9 protein-coding genes and 1 tRNA gene are annotated in these 19,338 nt (G+C 66.4%); 5 read left to right on the forward strand and 5 right to left on the reverse strand.

Annotation, left to right across the window (positions count from 1 at the left end):
- Positions 1-52: 52 nt before the first annotated feature.
- The 3 genes from QP089_RS28305 to QP089_RS28315 all read left to right on the forward strand — a co-directional run bounded on the left by QP089_RS28305 (position 53) and on the right by QP089_RS28315 (position 9,109).
- Positions 53-3,289 carry a helicase-related protein gene (locus tag QP089_RS28305; protein WP_285915482.1) on the forward strand — a complete coding sequence of 1,079 codons (3,237 nt, stop codon included), beginning with the start codon at positions 53-55 and terminating at the stop codon, positions 3,287-3,289.
- Positions 3,286-6,051 carry a hypothetical protein gene (locus QP089_RS28310; protein ID WP_285915484.1) on the forward strand — a complete coding sequence of 922 codons (2,766 nt, stop codon included), beginning with the start codon at positions 3,286-3,288 and terminating at the stop codon, positions 6,049-6,051. Before QP089_RS28305 ends, QP089_RS28310 begins: the two co-directional genes overlap by 4 nt.
- A gap of 64 nt (positions 6,052-6,115) precedes the next feature.
- The gene (locus QP089_RS28315) at positions 6,116-9,109 is read left to right on the forward strand and encodes a DUF499 family protein (RefSeq protein ID WP_285915486.1); all 2,994 of its coding nucleotides are present in this window, start codon (positions 6,116-6,118) and stop codon (positions 9,107-9,109) included.
- Here the strand turns inward: QP089_RS28315 and QP089_RS28320 are convergent.
- The 3 genes from QP089_RS28320 to QP089_RS28330 form a co-directional block, all read right to left on the reverse strand.
- Complete coding sequence (locus QP089_RS28320; protein WP_285915489.1) at positions 9,084-11,975, reverse strand: NACHT domain-containing protein; 2,892 nt, start codon at positions 11,973-11,975, stop codon at positions 9,084-9,086. The genes QP089_RS28315 and QP089_RS28320 overlap by 26 nt on opposite strands.
- 1,171 nt (positions 11,976-13,146) lie before the next feature.
- Positions 13,147-13,220, reverse strand: a tRNA-Pro gene (locus QP089_RS28325).
- 94 nt (positions 13,221-13,314) lie between these two features.
- Positions 13,315-14,211, reverse strand: a complete 897-nt coding sequence (locus QP089_RS28330) for a metallophosphoesterase (RefSeq protein WP_285915491.1) — start codon at positions 14,209-14,211, stop codon at positions 13,315-13,317.
- 93 nt (positions 14,212-14,304) lie between these two features.
- On the opposite strand from QP089_RS28330, the gene QP089_RS28335 reads away from it, so the two are divergent.
- A complete protein-coding gene (locus tag QP089_RS28335; protein ID WP_285915492.1) occupies positions 14,305-14,760 on the forward strand; it encodes a GatB/YqeY domain-containing protein in 456 nt (151 codons plus the stop codon).
- A 63-nt stretch (positions 14,761-14,823) separates the two neighbouring features.
- On the opposite strand, the gene QP089_RS28340 is transcribed toward QP089_RS28335, so the two are convergent.
- Positions 14,824-17,172 carry a penicillin-binding protein gene (locus QP089_RS28340; RefSeq protein ID WP_285915494.1) on the reverse strand — a complete coding sequence of 783 codons (2,349 nt, stop codon included), beginning with the start codon at positions 17,170-17,172 and terminating at the stop codon, positions 14,824-14,826.
- Positions 17,173-17,498: 326 nt separating this feature from the next.
- Between QP089_RS28340 and QP089_RS28345 the strand changes: the two genes are divergently transcribed.
- Positions 17,499-17,810, forward strand: a complete 312-nt coding sequence (locus QP089_RS28345; RefSeq protein WP_285915495.1) for a WhiB family transcriptional regulator — start codon at positions 17,499-17,501, stop codon at positions 17,808-17,810.
- A gap of 356 nt (positions 17,811-18,166) precedes the next feature.
- Here QP089_RS28345 and bagB read toward each other — a convergent pair whose 3' ends face one another.
- Positions 18,167-19,330: an ATPase BagB gene (bagB, locus tag QP089_RS28350; RefSeq protein WP_285915497.1), complete on the reverse strand. Its 1,164-nt coding sequence runs from the start codon at positions 19,328-19,330 to the stop codon at positions 18,167-18,169.
- Positions 19,331-19,338: the final 8 nt, after the last annotated feature.

A 19,338-nucleotide genomic window follows, 5' to 3' on the forward strand; every position in this document is an offset into this window, starting at 1 on the left:
GCTGGTGGAGCCATAGGGTGGGATCACGCAAAGTGGATCATTGGAGGCGAGGGTGGCGGAGCTGTTCGAGCCGGGACGGCGGGTACGCCTGCCTCGTGGTCCGAGCGGCTGGTTGACCGTCGACTACGCGCGCATGGCCGACGCAGGGGGCTGGATCCTCTACGTCGCTCCCGAGGGCGAGGAGACCTTCAGTAAGGTCACGTTGACCGCCGAGGAGGCTGCCCAGGTCGAAGTGCTCAGTGCCGATGGTCGGGGCTCCTCAAGCGGGGCCCTGGCGGGGCTCTGGACGGTCTGGATGGCAGCAGCCGCAACGGCCCCGGGGGTCGGCCCATCGCCCGCTACGCCCTTGCGGCCATACATTCATCAGCACGACGCGGTCTACGGAGCGATGCTCCCGCAGCCGCGGCTTCGATTCCTCCTTGCCGACGAGCCTGGCACCGGAAAAACCGTGATGGCAGGGTTGTATCTCCGTGAGATGGTGAGGCTCGGATTCGTTCGCCGTGCGCTCATCGTTGCTCCGGCCGGGCTCGTGTCCAAGTGGCAGGCGGACTTCGAACGGTTCTTCGGTGGTGGACTCCGGCGAATCACAGCTGCCACCGTTCGTGAGGGCGCTCTGGAGCTAGGGCACGACCTGTGGGTCACCTCCCTTGAGTTGGCCGCCGTGAACGTGACGGTCCAGGAGGCAATCCTCCCCGACAAGGCGGGCTGGGATCTTGTCGTCTTCGACGAGGCGCACCGTCTGACCCCTACGGCACGATCGTTCCACAGGGTGGGGCGGCTGCTGACCCGGGACACCTCGCGTGTCCTGCTCATGACCGCCACGCCGCATCGCGGCTCGGAATGGTTCTTCAGGCACCTGCTCCATCTGGTCGACCCAGAGGTATACCCCGATCCCGGTGATGACCCGAAGCGGCCGCTCACTGCGTTACGTCCCGGATCGATCCACTTCCTGCGCCGCATGAAGGAAGACCTCGTCGACCACGACGGCACCACCCCTTTGTTCAAGAAGCGGCGAGCTACCAACTTTCGCGTCCCCCTCAACACTGAAGAGCTCGAGATCTACACCCGCGCCCTCGCCGTGGTCGACGACTTCTTCCCTGCGCAGGCCCGTTCGCTGGCGCGCATGGTCTACGGCAAGCGGGCGGCCTCCAGCCTTTACGCCCTCCAGCGGACTCTCGAGCGCCGGCTTGCAGGTATGGGCAGCCGTTCGCCAGTGGAGGCAGCGGCAGACGCAGATCCGGACGATGACGACCCGGCGACGCGGGACGAGGCCAGTGTTGTCTACGCTGACTCCCGTTCCCCCCGTGCGGAGCGAACTGCTATCCGGCCGCTGCTCGACCAAATCACCAAGCTGCTCACTGCTCCGGAGTACGCGCCCTCCAAATGGACGACGCTGGTCGACCGCTGCCTGGTCGGCAACGGCGTCGTTCCAGGTGGACCGGACCAGGCGGTGATCTTCACCGAGTACGCGGACACCGCCGAGTGGATTGCGGACCGGCTCGCCGATGGCGGATTCTCCGCCCGGACGTACAGCGGACGCCGATCGCATGCGGAACGGGACGAGGTACGTGCGGCGTTCATGGTGGGCGACTTCCAAATCATTGTGTCGACGGACGCTGGCAACGAAGGCATCGACCTTCAGATCGCGCACGTCCTGATCAACTACGACATCCCCTGGTCCCTAGTGCGGCTAGAACAGCGGATGGGGCGTATTCACAGGGTCGGCCAGAAACGGGATGTAGAGCTATACAACCTGGTTGCCACTGAAACCCGCGAAGGCGACACGTTGCACAAGCTGCTGGAGAATTTCGTCACTGCGGCCAACGAGCTCGACGGGCGGATGTTCGACAGCCTCTCCCTGGTGGCAGAGCTCGCAGCCGTCCCTTACGAAGACTGGTTGCGCACTCTCTATGGAGACGACGAGTTGGAGCGTGGCGAGGTCGTCGCCGCCGTGGACCGGATCAGCGCTGCCGACCTGCAACGGCGCGCCGAGGCAGCACGAGCGCAGGAAACCGAACTCGCGAGCGGAGTCAACGTCGCAGCGGGGCTGGCCCATATCCAGCGGTCCGCCTTGGAACAGCTCAACCCCGCGATCGTTGATGCCTACCTGCGAAGGCTGGACGCCGCCGAAGTACTTCACGCGCACCCCACTGCCGCCGGCGAAGACATCATGCTGCTTGAGTCGGCCAAGCCCTTCCCCAAGGCGTTGGGTGACGGAAGCCGTGTGCTGATTCGCACAGGGGCTTCCGCGTCGCACGGCGAGGCTCTTACACAGGCTGTGTTGCTGGAGCCGGGCGAGAGGGGCTTCTCCGAACTGGTGGCCATGGCGTCAGAGGACTTGGCCGCAGACATCTATCGGGGGGCGACCGTAGAGGATCCCACCACGGCTATCCCCTACGAACTGCTGGCGTTCTCGGCCTCACTCCGCTCTCCTGGCTCCCGGACTCCAACCTCCTGGTCGGTCCTCATCCGTGTGGACGGTGCCGGTCGCACACGTCGCGTGCGCTGGGAGTCGCTCGCCAACCTGAGGCCCTCTGATCATGATCCGGTACCTCCCGACGCGGCGGCGGCCAGGGTGGCGGCGAGCGAGGCAAAGAGGCTGCTTAACGCCGAAGTCCGCCAACAGACTCAGGCGCGGCGTCATTGGTACGCGGCCGCGAAGAGAGAGCTAAGCAACCTTCCCATCGACCTGACGCTGGACATCGCCGACCGCGCGGAACGGATCGCCATGCGTGACAGGCTGTCTGCCTCCGCCCAACACCGGCTCCGCCAACTGGAAGAAGTGTGCCGGTTGGAAGCTGACCCACCTCGGTTGGTCGCCCGGCTGCGCGTCGTTCCCCCCGTCGTGGACGACATCACTCCGGAACGCCGCCAGGCTGACACGATCGCCGTCGACCACGTGAGATCGCTGCTGGAACGCGACGGCTGGCAGGTAGAAGACGTTCGCGACGAGGAGCGGGGCTTCGACCTTCGCGTCGTTCGCGGCGAGCGGCAGCGTCTGGTGACCGCGCTCGGCACCTGGCGTTCGGCTGAAGTTGAGGGACTTGTGATGAGCGGAGACAAGCTGTTGCTGGCCACTCAGCATCGGAAAGATTATTCGCTGTATGTCGTCGAGTACTGCCACGACGGCCGAGGCTTGCTGTATGGCTGCTTCCCCGACCCCGTCACGGTGTTCGCCGATGTCATCCGAGGCGAAGCCATGACCCATCTGCCCGGCCCCACGCTACGGTCAGCACGCGAAGTGCTGCGCACCTCCCCGAAGCCCGGCACCGAACTGGAGAGCCCATGACCCGGATGATCGAACGCTGGTTCCCCTGCGCGGAGGTGAGCGATGCGTCGATGGCTGGGTGGGGCAGCGGCAACAGCGAAGCGAGCCTGTGGGTCTGGTTCGCCAAGCGCCCCACGGCTCAAGCCAAGGCCGCGGTCCTGACGAGTCTGCTTCCCTGGCCGGAGGACGAGGCTGAGCAGAAAGAGCTTCAGGCCGCAGTCCGCGGCGTACTGGCCATCAAGGATCCCAAAACCATGCGTGCTGCGACCATGGCGAACGGACCTGTCGCCCGGGTGCGCGCCGCCCTTGCAGAGGCGTATCCAGGTGGTACACGCATCCTTGACCCCTTCTCCGGCCGCGCCATGATCCCTCTGGAAGCGGGGCGGCTCGGCGTCACCGCCAACGGCATCGACTATTCCCCGTTCGCTGCCCTCGGCGGGGCGCTGCTGGCGGAGATCCCATTCCAGGACTGGGATGGCGAGCCGCCGTTGCCGTGGCAGGAGGACGGTCAGGACGAGCTCACCGGCGACCGGTTGGAACGCGACGTGGAGGCGTTCCTGGCGGAGGTCGGGCGCCGGTACACCGAACGCATGGCGGAGTTCTACCCGAAGCATGAGGGCCGGCAGCCATGGGGGTACCTCTGGGCCTCCACCCTGCCCTGCCAAGAGTGTGGCAACCGCTTCCCGCTGGTAGGTGAACTGTGGCTCCGCTTCCCCCGCGAACGGACGCCCAAGCGCGACGCTGATGAGGGCCAGAGCTTCGACATCTTCGCCGACCCCACGACCGGGGAGTTCCAAGCTGTCCCCCACAGTGGTGAGCCGAAAGGGAAGCCAACCCGGCTCTTCGCGGGAAAGAGTAAATACTCCTCTAAGGGACGGGTCGCCGTTTGTCCATTCTGCAACCACGTCCATCCCAAGGTTGTCCACACGCGCCTCAGCGCCGAAGGGTTGCGCCGTGATGCACTGCTCCTTGCCGCCGACATCGCCGCCGACGGCACCAAAGTCTTCCGCGAGCCCAGCATGGCCGAAATCCAAGCCGCCAAGCTGGCTGAAGAGTCACTGGGCAAGGAACCCGCGTTCGGTCCGCTGAGTGCTCGCCCAAATGAAGCTATTCCCGCTGGCAATACCTGGACGATCCAGTCCGTCAACTATGGTGACAAGACTTATGGCGACCTGGTGCCGCCGCGTCAGACACTTGGACTTGTGCGCCTGGCGAGATCCATCAACGATCTAGCGGAAGAATGCTTGGCGGCCGGTCTGTCCGCAGCCTATGTTCGAGCGCTCAGCGGCTTCGCCACAGCGGCGATGATGAGGAAACTCCGCCGCTCTTCTCGCGGAGCTCGGCTTCAGAAAGCTGGCGGAGCTCAAGTGGGAGACATCTTCGTCAACCAGTCCGCGATCTCCCACGCCTACGACTGGTTCGAGAGTGGGCTCTCTGATGGTCCCGGATCATGGACCTCGCTGGCCGAACAGACGGTAACTGCTCTTCGCGGAATCCGGTCTCGTTCTCCTTCTGTGCCCGCATCGATTCAGCGCGGCAGCGCAACGATGCTGCCCTATCGGGACGGGATGATGACCGCCGTGGTCACCGATCCACCGTATGACGACATGATCGACTACAGCGACTCCAGCGACCTGTTCTACGTCTGGGCTAAGCGGGCGATGTTCACTGCCGACCCGTCGCTAGCGATGACGATGCACCCCTACGGCGTGCAGGAGAAGGACGAGGAGATCATCGTTAAGCGAGGCGGGAGCCAGGCAGGCGACCACCGAACGATGGAGCACTACGACTCAATGATCTCCCGTGCCTACGCGGAGATGCGCCGGGTCGTAGCCGACGATGGTGTGGTGACCATCGTCTTCGGCCACAACGATCTGAAGGTCTGGCATCGCATGCTGAGCGCACTCAGTCAGGCAGGGCTGGTGATGACCTCATCATGGCCTGCAAAAACGGAGGCGGGCGGCGCGGGCGCTGGCGCGCTTAATGTGGTGACGACCCTGACCATGTCATGTCGTCCCGCGGCGACCGATCGGGAGCCCGGATCGCTTGCTGCGGTGGAGAACCAGATCCGGGCAGTGATCGTCGACCGGTTCCGGCTCTGGGAGTGGTCTGGGCTCGCGCGCCAGGACATGTTGATGGCCTCGGCCGGCCCCGCCATGGAGGTCGCGGGCCGCTACAGCAAGATCACCAGGAACACCGGCGAGCCGGTCGAGCTCGTCGACCTGCTGGCGACCGCGCGTCGCGCGGTGCAAGAGATCGCCCTAGAGAAGATCAACTCGGTGCCGCTGGAGCTGTTCGATGAGCGGACCAGGTTCGCATTGTGGTGGATCGAGCTGTTCCGGCGCGACGAGGTCGCCCTGTCCGAGTTTGGCTGGCACAGCTTCACCTCGGGTCTTGACATGAAGTCGTTGCAGACGCTTGTGAAGCGCTCGACCAAGGGCTGCCGCTTTGTCCAGGCGAACCAGTTCGACGCCCAGCTGACCGAACGGTCCGCGTTGATTGATGTGGTGCTCGCGATGGCGCGCGCCTGGGCGGAGGGCGACCTCGCCGACGTGGCACGGGTACTGGTGAGAGCGGGCCGTGACCCGGAGGACGAGCAACTTTGGGCCACCATTGCGTTCTTGACCGAGAGACTCCCACAGGCAGACCCCGACGTGCGGAGTTGGCATGCGATCAGCCGCGAGAGTCGGGGCATCCGCTCGGCCACCCACCTTGCGCAAGAGGACCAACTGTCAGAGACCCGCGCAAGAAAGTCCAGAGATTCTCAGACTTCCCTGTTCTGATTGGTCAAGACACGGCAAGATCTTGTCACGGTGAGGGAAAACTGAATCGTGACGAGGGGAAGCCATGGTCGAGGCCGGACAGGATGCCAGGTGGTGGCGGACGCTGAAGCTTCGCGACGAGGTGCTCGGTGCCTCGGGAGTGAACGATGACACCACAGCCTCGCTGTTCCGTGTTGTCTACGGTAAGGGAGCGACCCGCCCGCTGTACGCCACCGCCTCGTACTACGGAAAGATCACCCATCCGACCGAACAGCTGATCGAGCTGCTGACCGGATTGGCTGTCCGGCTCGGCGGTGGCGCGGACCGTGACCTCGGTCGCGCCCTCGTACGGCTCGATCAGGGGATGGGCGGCGGCAAGTCGCACGCTTGTATCGGGGCCTGGCATCTGGCGACCTCACCCGAGGAACTCGCCGGTACCGACATCGGCCGTGAGGTGTTTGCTCGGGCTAGGGAGGTGCTGGGCGCAGACCTGCCCGCGCACCTCGGCCATCCGCACGCGGTCGTGCTGTCAGGCGACAACATGACACCAGCGCCCGCGACCGATCCGGAGTTCGACGGTCCGTGGGCCTACAGCCTCTACGAGCGGTTCCTGTGGCGCCTGTTCGCAGGTAGAGACGACAGAGAAGACCTCTTCGAGCTCTATAAGCCATTCTTCTCTAGCAAGGCAGATATCAGCGAGGCGATCAAGGCGGTCGGTCGCCCCGTGCTAATCATCTTCGACGAAATTCTCAACTACATCGGCGACGGTCTGGAGGGCCGCAACAACGCCGAGCTGACCGCGCAGGATATGGCGTTCCTCCGGGCGCTCACCGAGGCTGTGCGGGACACCCCTAACACCGCCATGCTCGTCGTAATGATCTCTTCGGAAAAGGACCCGACGACGCTCCAGGGGGACGGCGAGACGCGCCGCCAGGATCTGGAGGCGTATCTCCAGCGCAACGGCGAGAGCATGGCGGTGAACGAGAATGCAGACTTCACTGCCATCCTGCGACGCCGGCTGTTCGAGTATTCCGACGAGGCCGCCCTATCGCGTGCCGTGTCCACTGCCGTAGACGCCTTTTCTCCAGTTATGGCTCAAGGCAACTGGAAGTCCAAGGTGGTGGGGGCTTTGAACACCAGGTGGACCAAACGCTTCTCCGTCGAGGTCGAACGGACCTTCCCGTTCCACCCCCAGCTGATGGACCTCGCCGAAGGCGAGTGGGCTAACTTGTCAGGTTTCCAGCAGGTGCGCTCCACCATCAAGATCTTCTCCGCGACCGTGCGCGCGCTGTCCGAGCGAGCCGAAGCGGGAGACTGGACACCGTGGCTGATCGGGCCGGGCGACATTCCGCTCTCCGACTTCGAGACGCGGAAGGCAGTCCTCACCTCGGGGCTGATCAGCAACTCCAAGACGCGCACCAACTACCAGTCGATCGCCCAGAACGACGTCGTCGACCTGTCGGATCGCGCTGGCGCGGCACGCGTGCTCGACCTGGCGCGGACCGACGCACCGTGGTACGCGGCCAACCCGCGCGCGGCTGAGCGTGCTGCAACCATGATCTTCTTGGCCTCGATCGCGGGGGCGCGCGGCGGATCCCGGCGCGGCGCGAGCGATCCCGAGGTCAAGGCCGCGACCATGGTGCCCGACGCTGAATACGGCTACAACGACGCGGACGCGGTCGTGCGGGCATTGACCGATGCCGATGGCAGTGGCCTGGCTTCGCTGGAGCTTTTTCCAGGCCGCGGCGGACAGCCACCCCGGTACTACCTGTCCACCCAGCAGCGGTTGCCAATGCTCGTGCGAGCGATGCGCAACACGATCACTGAGGCCGACAGGGATCAGGCCATTGCTCAACGGGCCGCCACCCGCATGCGGAAAACTCCCTTCGCTCAGGCACGCTTTCTGACCGCGCAACCTGGGCAATCGCACCGCGAGGTTCTGGCGGCCGCCGAACTCGAGAAGGCCCGCACTACTAGGCTCGTAGTCCTCGACCCCGCCATGTACACGCTCGGCAACGGCACCCAGCGGCCGACGATGGACGCGGTCCGTGCCTGTCTGGGGATCGGCGAGGACCATATACCCACGCAGTGGGCATCATCCCTGGTGTTCCTAGTCTTTGCGGCACGGCAGCGGGGTCTCGCCCGCAAGGCCGCCGCGGAGTACCTGGCGTACGAGCGCGTCCTTGACGGGCCGGAGGTGGAGGAGGACAGCGACCTGAAGTCACAGGCTGAACAGGGGCTTGATCAGGTGCTGTCCCGGTTCGACGACTATGTCGAACGTGGCTTTCAGCACGTGCTCTACCTGGCCCAGCCCGATCCGACCGTGGACCGCGACGTCGCACAGCGCAACCTGGACGAGGGAACACTCGACGGCGCGAAGATTTGGGACGAACTCGTCGAGGCGCAGAAGGCTTTCCCGAAGGGCAAGTTCACCGGCCGGGCGCTGGTGCACAACCTGCGCGATAGCGACTACGAGCGTCCGCTCAGCGAGATTCGCGACGCCTTCTGGAACACGCCGCGCCTAGGGCTGCTTCCCGGAGGAGAGACCGATTTGCGGGAAGCTATCTACGAGGCGGTGAGGGCGGGTGAACTGCGAATCGTCCGAGCCGGTGATGAGACTGTCATCGTCGACGACATGACCGGCATCAACTTCAATGCCCCCACCTACCGGCTCGCCAGGCCAAAGCCAACGCCAAAGCCAAAGCCTGACCAGAAGTCGACCGACCCTACGGAGCCGCATCCTGGCGGAGGCTCCGGCGAGGGACCTGGCGGGGGCGGCGGAACCGGATCCGGCTCCGACGAAGGCTCCCCAAGCGGCGACCAAGATCTGGGCGAGGACGAAGCTACCTCTCCCCTGGAGCAGCAGCTCATGTTCACGGTGATGAAGAATATCGCCTCTGCCCCGGACGTCGCCGAACAGCTCGCACAGCTCTTCCGTCGGTTGTTCGACACCCTGGACCGTGGGGCTATCAGCTACTTGTCCCTTTCGATCCAGGCGCAGCTGCCCCCAGAACAGGCTCAGGAGATCGCCCATTTGGTGGAAGAATTGGGCATTACGCCCACGCTGCGAGATCTGTGAGATCAGCCCCCGGAAGCATCCTTGCGACGGGACGGCGCTGCACCCATAGTGTCAAGGCCCGTCGCAGCATGCCGGCTAGGGGCCAATCGGCTAGGCCAATGCCATCCATTCCCGCGATCAGTGCTGCGGCCACCCGCTGGTTATCGAGGGCAGGGCCCAGGCCCGAAAGGTCCGGACGGTAGGAGCGGTCACCACGCACCACGTCCAGACCGCCCTCTGGCCAGTGACTCCGCTCGACCTCGGCCATGCCCAGTGTCTCGACCATGCGATCGACCAGCGGGAGGTCCATTGGTGTCAATATCGGTTGCTGACGTACGACGTCCAGGGCTGCCCCGATACTTTCCCGGCGGCGCGCCATCAGGCTGGTGAGCTCGAAACCCCTGAGCTGGACGAACGGGAAGGTTGCAGCGAGCCCCGCCACCGCGGCGCGCTGGCGCGGGCTCGCCTGCGCGAGATCCTCACGAGCTGCGGTGAGCCAGGTACGCGCCGGTTCGACCAACCTTCCCTCTCCGCCCATCCAGGTGGCGCACACCATGAGAGCGCTGAGCGCGGGAAGGCCCGAAGTGGCGAAGGCGTCCTTCACCGCGCGTACGACAACGTCCTCCACCGCTGGCGTCCGTTCGACCGCGTCCGCGAGGACCTCAGCCAGCCGCTTCAAGTGGAGGTCGGGATGGTGGCGCAGCAGTTCCAGCGCCTCGCCTGCAAGTGCCTTCTGGAATTTGGGTGATGCGTCGGCGACGTTCTCGTCGAGTAGATCGATCGCGAGGTGAGCCGCCGGCCGTACAGCCAGCGCGATTTTGTCTCCCTGATTCACCGTGGTGAACAGCGACATCAGCATCTCTCTCAGATGCCGCTGCTCGGCAAAGACCCCACCCGCTGCGAACAGCCATGTGTTGCGCCAGTGATTGGAGGATGCGAGCACGGTCAGGCGTTGCGTCACGACCGGGTCGGAATCCGATAGCAGCGCCCGCGCTGCCATGAACTCCTGCAAACTACGCACTTCGAAGCCGAAGCCTCCGTTAGGCTGGCGCGTCAACAGCACCAAACGTCGTTCGGCCACGTCGACTAACCGAGCCGACAGGTCGTCCACAACGTCGGGCGCATGATCCTCCTCCCGCAGCAGCCGCGCTGAGAGCGCGCGCAGATCGCGCGGCAGCAGGGCCGACTCAGCCTCTCCTTCCCGCTCGGAGCGTGCCTGGAGGATCAGGCCCGCTTCGGCCTGCAGCTGGTGGATCAGAGCATCGTGCCTGTCCAGCAGCCCCGCGTCTACAGTGCCCTTCGCCACCTCTCTCGCAAAGACAGTGTCGTAGTAGCCCTTGAACAGCCCAAAGCGATGCTGGGGAGCGCGGCGCCGACGTTCGAGCAGCAAAGTCATGATCGTGACCTGGAGCGGCGAGCGCATCAGTCGGGAGGTCTGCTCCTCTTCCGCCGCTTCGCCGACACGCCGGAGAAGTTCCTGGCGCTGTTCGCCGTCAGCGGGATGGCGCGCATCGGCCAACCTTTCGGCATAGGCCAACGCCTCCGCGGTGCTAAGCGGGCGTAACGAGAGGTGGTCGTATTTTTCACTCGGAAATTCCTCCAGGTAGCCCTGGGGACGTGTCGTGACCAGTAGCAACAGGTCGGCCGTCCGGTGTGCTGCCTCAACCCGGAAGTCCTGGATGTGGCCCAAGATTCGATCCCTATCATGCGGATCGGAGACCTCGTCCATCCCATCTAGGATGAGAACCCATGGCCAGCGGGCGAGCCAGTCGGCCATTTGCGCCGTGGTCACCTCATGGATTGACCGTTTACTAACCCGCTCGGCGACAAATTGGAGAAGGGTGAGGTCTGGATCCTTCGCCAGTGCGTCGGCGTAACGGTCGAGCCTCAAATGGAACGGCCATCGTCGCCTGTTGGGAATCGCGATCCCGAGCTTTCCGATGATGTCTCCAACGAACTCGCTCCGCAGCGCACGAACCTCCGCTGCCAACCGGCCGTCCTCGACATCCATTAGTTGGGCCACGCGGTACGCTTGACAGATAAGCTGTGCCACGGTGGTCTTGCCCTGCCCCGGGCCTCCCAGAATCACCAGCGGGCGATGGGAAGCCTCGTCATCGTTCGGGTGTAAGGGGAGCTCGCCCCGCTCTAGGACGTGCGCCACCACCTTGACGTCCTTGCCGTGGCAATCGGCAGGCAGATCTATCGCCACCCGATTGAGTGGTAGCCTGCCCTCCTCCCTGTCGCCAGCCTGTCCCAGTGTGACGTTCTGCTCGGCGAGGAGCTCCTTCGCAGCATGAGCCAGCAGCGTGTCGCCGAGGTCCGGAGCCAGACCCGCCACGTAATCGTGCAGCCGCGCTAGGACATCGCCCGGAGTGATCAACCCGTAGTAGCTTCGTACGATGTCTGAGGTGTCGTCGAGCAGCCGGCACAGCGTGGTGTAGTCCCAGATCCGCCACCCTTTAAGTGGGAGCCTGGGCAGCACCTTCTGTTTCATGTACTTCTCGATCTTCGCCCACCCCCCGGCCTCAGGTTCGGGAGAAAGACTCACATTGGTGATCACAAGGAAGTAGTCGGGCAAGCGCCCTCGCTTCGACTTGCCATCCAGCCATTCGTCGGCCTCCTTTCTGATCTGGCCTTGGAGCCACTCCACATTATCGGAACGGCCGCGTGAGTGTGTTCTGTGCTTCACCTGGACGATGCCGTAGCCGTTCCACGGCCCCCCCGGATCGGGCTCGGGAAATTCAACCGGCCCTTCAAAGGAGGCTTCGCGTCCACCATCCGGGCCATCTCCGAAGACGCTGACTCCGTTACCGAGGATCTTGAGGACGAGCGCTTCGGTCAGGTGCTCCATCTGCCTCCAGCCGAGCCGGTCAAGGTCGTAGTCCACGCATACCTCCGGGGGCCTGGTTCGCGACGGGTTGTACTGATTGAGACCATACGCCAACGGGGGCGAGTGACGCCGAACATGTAGGGCATCGGCCACACTCGTCACCCCTCTCGTGGGTCTACGGAAGGTGCGGCAGGCTGATCGCTGTTCGGATCCACGTCTTGGGGGCGCTGTACACCGCGTTACCGACGTTTACCTACCTTGACTAGCCTTGTGTTACGTAGCTCCCATACGCCTGGGACCAGTGTCACATCGCCTGTCGCCCACATTTGTGTGGCCCATATTTATCGTCGATGCCGGTGAAGCGGTTGATTCCTAGGATCCCTGTCCAGGTTTCGGGCTCGTAAGACCAGCGGTAGAGCCAGACTTGGCGGCCGGTTATGTCGGTGGCATAGGGAGAGCAGGTCTACGGGGTTCGTGAACCAGACCGCGCCCCAGATGCAGAAGACGGCGTCCCAGCGGGGATCGTTGATGGCGAGGTAGTCGAGGACGCCATGTTCAAAGTGAGCTTTGGAGAGGTGGGCCCAGCGGGTCCGAGCCTTCTCGCAGGGCTGGTGAAATGTCCAGGCCGGTTGCGGTGACGCCTTTGGCGGCCAGGGGCTGCGACGGCATCACCTTGACCCGAGCCAAGCTCCAGGTCGTCGCGGGGGGCCGGCTGTGGCCTAGGTACTGGGTCTAGTCGAAGGCGTTCTTGAGGGCTTCGTCGGGGGCGGTCCGCGACGCCTTCTGTGTAGTAGTCCCAGTAGGTGGTTTGGTCGGTGATGGCAGGTGGCACGCGGCGGTCCCCTCGCAGATCGAGATGGCGGAGCCCGTGGTCAGGAAGGCTCCATGGGATACCTTCCGTCTGTCTGATGAGGTGCTGGGGACGGCCTGTGGCGGCACTTGGCCCCGGCGGGTGTGGTCGGCTCCGCGGCGGGGTCACGAGGTCGTGTGGGGGTTGTCGGGCAGCTTGGCTCGCTATGCCGTCGGCAGGCGGGCCGCGACGATGCTCGAGCGGCGCTGGGGCGTCGTTCAAAGGGGTGCCGGAGGGGGGTGGGATGTGGCCAGCGGGTGATGGTGCGTGACCCTGGGTGTTGCGGGGTCGCGTTCAGGGGCGGGGTCAAACGAGGGTCAAACGATCAAGAGGCCGGATTCCCTGTTTGGGAACCGGCCTCTGACCTGGCGTTATCTGTCGGGGTGGCGGGATTTGAACCCACGACCTCTTCGTCCCGAACGAAGCGCGCTGCCAAGCTGCGCTACACCCCGGTGGTGGCTGCCCGGGAGTCGTACGTGCTCCCGGCGCCTTGACCACTTTAGCGGATGTCGGGGAGTGGTGCGTACCCGATTCGGGGCGGCGGGGTCATCGGGGGACGAGGGTGAGGAGGGAGGCCTCGGGCGGGCAGCAGAAGCGGATGGGGGCCTTGGGGGAGGTGCCGAGGCCGGCGGAGACGTGGAGCCAGGAGCCGCGGTGCCGGTGCAGGCCCTTGACGCGGGGGCGGTCGATGCCGCAGTTGGTGGCAAGGGCGCCGTAGAAGGGGACGCAGACCTGGCCGCCGTGGGTGTGGCCGGCCAGCAGGAGGTCGTAGCCGTCGGCCGTGAAGCGGTCGAGGTTGCGGGGCTCGGGCGAGTGCATGACGCCGAGGTGGACGTCGGCCTGCGGGTCGACGGGGCCGGCGATCTTGTCGTAGCGGTCGCGGTTGATGTGCGAGTCGTCGATGCCGCCGAACTCGACGTCGAGCTCGCCGACCTTGAGGCGGCCGATGCGGTTGTTGAGGTCGAGCCAGCCGGCGGCCTGCAGGGACGAGCCGAGCTCGCGGTAGGGCAGGTCGGGCTCGCGGCGGTGCCGCTTGTAGTCGGACTTGCTGGTGCGCCAGATGTAGCGCAGCGGGTTCTTGAAAATCGGGGAGTACAGGTCGTTGGACCCGTAGACGAAGACGCCCGGACGGTCCAGGAGGGGGCCGAGGGCGTCCAGGAAGGGGCCGATCGCGTCCCGGTGGGAGAGCGTGTCGCCGGTGTTGACGACCAGGTCGGGCTCCAGGGCGTCCAGCGAGCGGACCCAGTGGATCAGGCGGGACCGGCCCGGCGTCAGGTGCGCGTCGGAGATGTGCAGGATCTTGACCGGAGGACGGCCGGGCGGCAGCACCGGCACGTCGAAGCGGCGGAGCCGGAACCAGTTCCGCTCGATGACCGAGGCGTACCCGAAGGTCGCGGCGCCCGCGCCCAGGAGGCCGAGGGGCGCGGCGTAGATCTTTCGCACGGTTCTCCCTTCTCTGGCGTCCATGGTTCCAGACATGGGCACCTCGCGGTAATCCTGATGAGGCGGCCGGGTTCGTGCGGGCATGATGTGACCATGAGCGACCTGAAGGTGAAGCTGGAGACCGACCTGTCGGCGGCGATGAAGGCGCGCGACGAGCTGCGCACGCGGACGCTGCGGATGGCGCTGACGGCGGTGAAGAACGAGGAGGTCGCGGGCAAGCGGTCGCGGGAGCTGTCCGACGACGACGTGGTGAAGGTGCTGACCCGGGAGGCGAAGAAGCGCCGGGAGGCCGCCACGGCGTTCGGGGACGCGGGCCGCGCGGAGCAGGCGCAGGCCGAGCGGGACGAGGGCGCGGTGCTGGAGGAGTACCTGCCGGCCCAGCTGTCCGACGAGGAGCTCGCCGCGCTGGTCGCGGACGCCGTCGCCGCGACAGGGGCGACGGGCCCGCGGGCGATGGGGCAGGTCATGAAGGTCGTGAACCCGAAGGTCGCCGGGCGCGCCGAGGGCGGGCGGGTCGCCGCGGAGGTCAAGCGGCAGCTCGCGGAGTGAGCGAAGGGCCCGGCGCGCCGCCGGGCCCTCCTCGTGCCCGGCCGTTGGCCGGGCTTTTCGCCGTCAGTTGCCGGGCGGCGGCCAGCCGGGGAAGCCCTGTCCGTTGCCGCCGTCGTCCCCGTGGTCGCCGCCGCCGCCCTTCTTCTTGCCGTTGCTGACGTAGAGGATGACGGTGGTGCCGGGCGGGACCTCGGTGCCCGCGTCCGGCGAGGTGGACACGACCGTGCCCTTCGGCTGGTCGGAGTCGACGGACCCGGACGCGACCTGCACCTCCAGGTCGGAGCCCTTGATCCTGGCCTTGGCGGCGGCGAGCTTCATGCCCTTCACCTGCGGGACCTGCGTGGTGTCGCCGAAGTCGCGGGACGGGGTGTTGAAGTCGGGCGCCGGCTTGCCGGCGAGGGCGTCCTGCATGCTCTGCTGCCACATCGCGCCGGGGGTGTCCGCGCCGTACACGCCGTAGACCTTGTACTGGAAGGGGCCGCGGTAGTCCCAGTAGGCGGTGGCGGCGGCCATGTTCGGGGTGAAGCCGGCGAACACCGCGCAGGTGAACTCCTCACAGGTGCCGGTCTTGCCGGCGGCGGGACGGCCGATGCCGCGCCCGGCCGCGGTGCCCTTGGTGAGGACGCCCCGGAGGATGGAGTCGACCTTGTCGGCGACGGCCTGGTCGACGGCCTGGTGGCAGTCCTGCTTGGGCAGCTTCAGCTGCTTGCCGTCGGCGTCGATGACCTGCGTGACGGAGAGCGGCGTGCAGTACTTGCCGCGGGCGGCGAAGCCGGCGTAGGCGGCGGCGAGGTGCACCATGTCGATGTCGTTGGTGCCGAGGACCTGCGACGGGACGGGCGCGATCTCCTCGCCGTTGCCCTTCTTCATGCCGAACGCCTTGGCCATGTTGACGGCGTCGCAGACGCCGACGCGCTTCTCGAGCTGGGCGTAGAAGGTGTTGACCGAGTGCCAGGTCGCGGTCTTGAGGTTGAAGTTGCCGGCTTCGCTGTCACCGGCGTTGTGCAGCGTCCACGTCCCGCCGCCGGCCATCTGGTTCTTGTACTTGGTCTGGTCGATGGTGCCGGTGTACTTGCAGGGCTGGAACCCGCTGACGGTCGTGGTCTGCGGCGAGTTGATGGTGGTGCTGACCGGGATGCCCTCGTCCAGGGCGGCGGCGAGGGTGAAGGTCTTGAACGTGGACCCGGCGGACACGCCGGTGCCGCCGCCGTGGTGGGAGTCGGCGGGCAGGTTGATGGTGGTGCGGCCCTTGCCGGCGCCGAACCGCTTGCTCAGCCCGATCGCCTTGACCTTGCCGGTGCCGGGCTCGACCATCGCCTCGGCGCCGACGCGGTTGCCGGCCGGCGCGACGTTGCTGCGCAGCGCCCGGTCGACGGCGTTCTGCGCCTTCATGTCGAGGGTGGTGCGGATGGTGTAGCCGCCGCGGTTCAGCTTGTTGACGACGTTCTGCTGCTCCTTCGGCGTCATGCTCCAGTACTTGCCGTGGGAGAGGATGTCGAGCATGTCGTACTTGACGTACTCGCAGAAGTACGGCGCCTTGCTGGACTCGCAGCCGCCCACCGGGTCGGTGCGGTTCAGCTGGATCGGCTTGGCGGCCTCGGCGTCGGCCTGCTGCTTGGAGATGTGCCCGAGCTGCGCCATCCGGTAGAGGACGATGTCGCGGCGCTTGCGCGCCTCCTTCGGGTTGCGGATCGGGTCGTACAGCGTCGGGTTCTGGGTGATGCCGGCCAGCAGCGCGGCCTGCCCGACGTTCAGCTTGTTCGCCGGGATGCTGAAGTAGCGCTTGGCGGCGGCCTGGATGCCGTACGCGCCGGCGCTGAAGTAGGCGACGTTGAGGTAGCCCTCGAGGATCTGGTCCTTGGTCATGCGCTGCTCGATGTCGAGCGCGTAGCGCAGCTCGCGCAGCTTGCGGCCGACGGTCGGCGCGGTGACCTCGCGGTACTCCTCCTGGGTCGTCGCCTGGTCGACGAGCAGGTTCTTGACGTACTGCTGGGTGAGGGTGGAGCCGCCCTGCGTCTGCTCGGACTCGACGTTGGACGCCAGTGCGCGGATGGTGCCCTTCAGGTCGAGCGCCCCGTGCTTGTAGAAGCGCGAGTCCTCGATGTCGACCATCGCCTGCCGCATGATGGGGGCGACCTGGTCGAGCCGGACGGACTCGCGGTACTTGTCGAAGAACGTGGCGACCTGCTTGCCGTTGGCGTCGTACATCACCGTCTTCTCCGACGGCGGCGTCGTCTTGAGGTTGCTGTCCATGTCCTCGAAGTTGTTCGCGGCGTCGCGCGCGGTCAGTCCCGCGCTGCCGACGCCGGGCAGCGCGATGAACGCGACCAGGACACCCGCCACGACGCCCGCTCCCAGCAGCCTGAACAGCGTGGAGAAGGCCTTACCCCGATCTAGCTTCGCATCGCGCACGCGCTCTAGGGTACGCGGGACGACCAGTGCATACGGGACAGGTCCCCCGGCCTCGGGCGTATCCGAGCGCGCGGCGCCGGATCTTCGTCCGGTATGTCCCCCTCGTGACAACCTGCGCCATGTCTGGCGCGTCAACTACAGGTAACTAGTCCGTTCCGGCGGTATGGCCCCGGTGGGCTATATCGAGAATGGGCCCATCGGGGTCTGTTGAATCGTCCCTCGCTTCCGTAAGTTCTTCCCCACGGCTTTCGTTTGGCGGCCTGACGTCCGCGCCCGTCCGGCCAAGGAGCGCAAATCGACACAGACCCTAGGGGAGTGGGGCCAAGATGTGGATCACGGATTGGACCGCCCGCGCCGCCTGCCGTAACGCGGATCCGGATGCCCTGTTCGTGCAGGGAGCGGCGCAGAACCGGGCCAAGCTCATCTGCCGCGGCTGCCCGGTGCGCACGGAGTGCCTCGCCGACGCCCTCGACAACAGGATCGAGTTCGGCGTCTGGGGCGGCATGACCGAGCGGGAGCGCCGCGCGCTCCTGCGCAGGCGGCCGGACGTGCGATCGTGGCGCGAGCTGCTGGAGACCGCCAAGGAGGAGTACGAGCGCTCGGTCGAGGCGGACGAGGAAGAGCTCGTCGCGAGCTGAGCCTGGCTCGGCACCGTTTGGCGGACGCACGATGACCGTTCTGCGGGCGGTCATGGGAATGACCGGTCCTATATCGGCCGGTCGACGGCAGGTGACCGGAAGGTCGACTAAGCGCGGCTGCGGGCCCGTACCGATGGGGTACGGGCCTGCCGCCGCGCCTGCACGCGCTCACGCCACGCACTCACGCCCGCGCGCCCCGCAACCCCGCACCGCGAGCGCGCCATCTGACCGGCGGGGCGATGCCGAAGGCGAGCCCTGCCGGGAAGCTCGCGAAGCGAGGTCGCGCTCGCCCAAGCACGGTCAAGGTGCGAGCCGCTAGGCGAGCGCCTTGGGCCGGGATTGCCTAAATACGGCCGCTAGGCGAGCTTTTTGGGCTGGGATCGCGTCAGTACCGCTGACAGGTCTTCGCCCACTTGGCGGAGGCCGTCGAGGTCGTGGACGTCTTCGGCCTGGGCGGGGACGGCGGTGACCGGGACGGTCGGATGCGTCGAGGCGAAGTGGTCGCGCAGGCGCTCCTCGCGGGCGGCGAGCTGCATGCGGTCGGTGTGCAGGCGCAGCAGCGCGGCGGTCAGCGGGTGCTCGCCGCGCTCGTCCAGGGTCTCGGCGGCGGCCTGGCTGCGGGCGGCCGACAGGCCGTCGGCGGCGGACTCGTGGACGCGGTTGACGACGAGCCCGGCGAGCGGCATCCGCTCCTCGGCGAGCCGTTCGACGAAGTAGGACGCCTCGCGCAGCGCGTCCGGCTCGGGCGCGGCGACGACGAGGAACGCGGTGCCGGGGGTCTGGAGCAGCTTGAACGTCTTCTCGGCGCGCTCGCGGAACCCGCCGAACATGGTGTCGAACGCGGCGACGAACGTCTGGACGTCGCGCAGCAGCTGGACGCCGAGGACCTTGTTGATCGCTCCGGTGAACATGCCGAACCCGGCGCTGATCACCTTGACGCCGAACCGGCCACCGGTCTTGGCGGGGGCGGCGAGGATCTTCATGAAGCGGCCGTCGAGGAAGCGGCCCATCCGCTCGGGCGCGTCCAGGAAGTCCAGGGCGTTGCGGGACGGCGGGGTGTCGACGATGATCAGGTCCCAGGCGCCGGAGCGGTGCAGCTGCCCGAGCTTCTCCATCGCCATGTACTCCTGCGTGCCCGACAGGGACGAGGAGAGCGACTGGTAGAAGGGGTTGGCAAGGATCTGCTTGGCCCGGTCGGGGTCGGCGTGCGCCTCGACGATCTCGTCGAAGGTGCGCTTCATGTCGAGCATCATGGCGTGCAGCTCGCCGTCGCCGCCGACCTCGATCCGGCGCGGGTTGTTGTCGAGCTCGGACAGCCCCATCGACTGGGCGAGCCGGCGCGCCGGGTCGACGGTGAGGACGACGACGTCGCGGCCGCGCTCGGCGGCCCGCACGCCGAGCGCCGCGGCGGTGGTGGTCTTGCCCACGCCGCCGGACCCGCAGCACACGATGGTCTTGGTGCGGGGGTCGTCGAGCAGCGCGTCGACGTCCAGCGCCGGCGGGTTCTTGGTGGGGCTCATACCGTTCT

The sequence above is a fragment of the Actinomadura opuntiae genome, assembly GCF_030283205.1.
GTDB lineage: Bacteria > Actinomycetota > Actinomycetes > Streptosporangiales > Streptosporangiaceae > Spirillospora.

Excerpts from the sequence above, each read along its gene's own strand:
- QP089_RS28310 (WP_285915484.1), top strand. The coding sequence starts at position 3,286 with ATGACCCGGATGATCGAACGCTGGTTCCCCTGCGCGGAGGTGAGCGAT.
- QP089_RS28315 (WP_285915486.1), top strand. The coding sequence starts at position 6,116 with ATGGTCGAGGCCGGACAGGATGCCAGGTGGTGGCGGACGCTGAAGCTT.
- QP089_RS28335 (WP_285915492.1), top strand. The coding sequence starts at position 14,305 with ATGAGCGACCTGAAGGTGAAGCTGGAGACCGACCTGTCGGCGGCGATG.
- QP089_RS28345 (WP_285915495.1), top strand. The coding sequence starts at position 17,499 with ATGTGGATCACGGATTGGACCGCCCGCGCCGCCTGCCGTAACGCGGAT.
- bagB (WP_285915497.1), bottom strand. The coding sequence starts at position 19,330 with ATGAGCCCCACCAAGAACCCGCCGGCGCTGGACGTCGACGCGCTGCTC.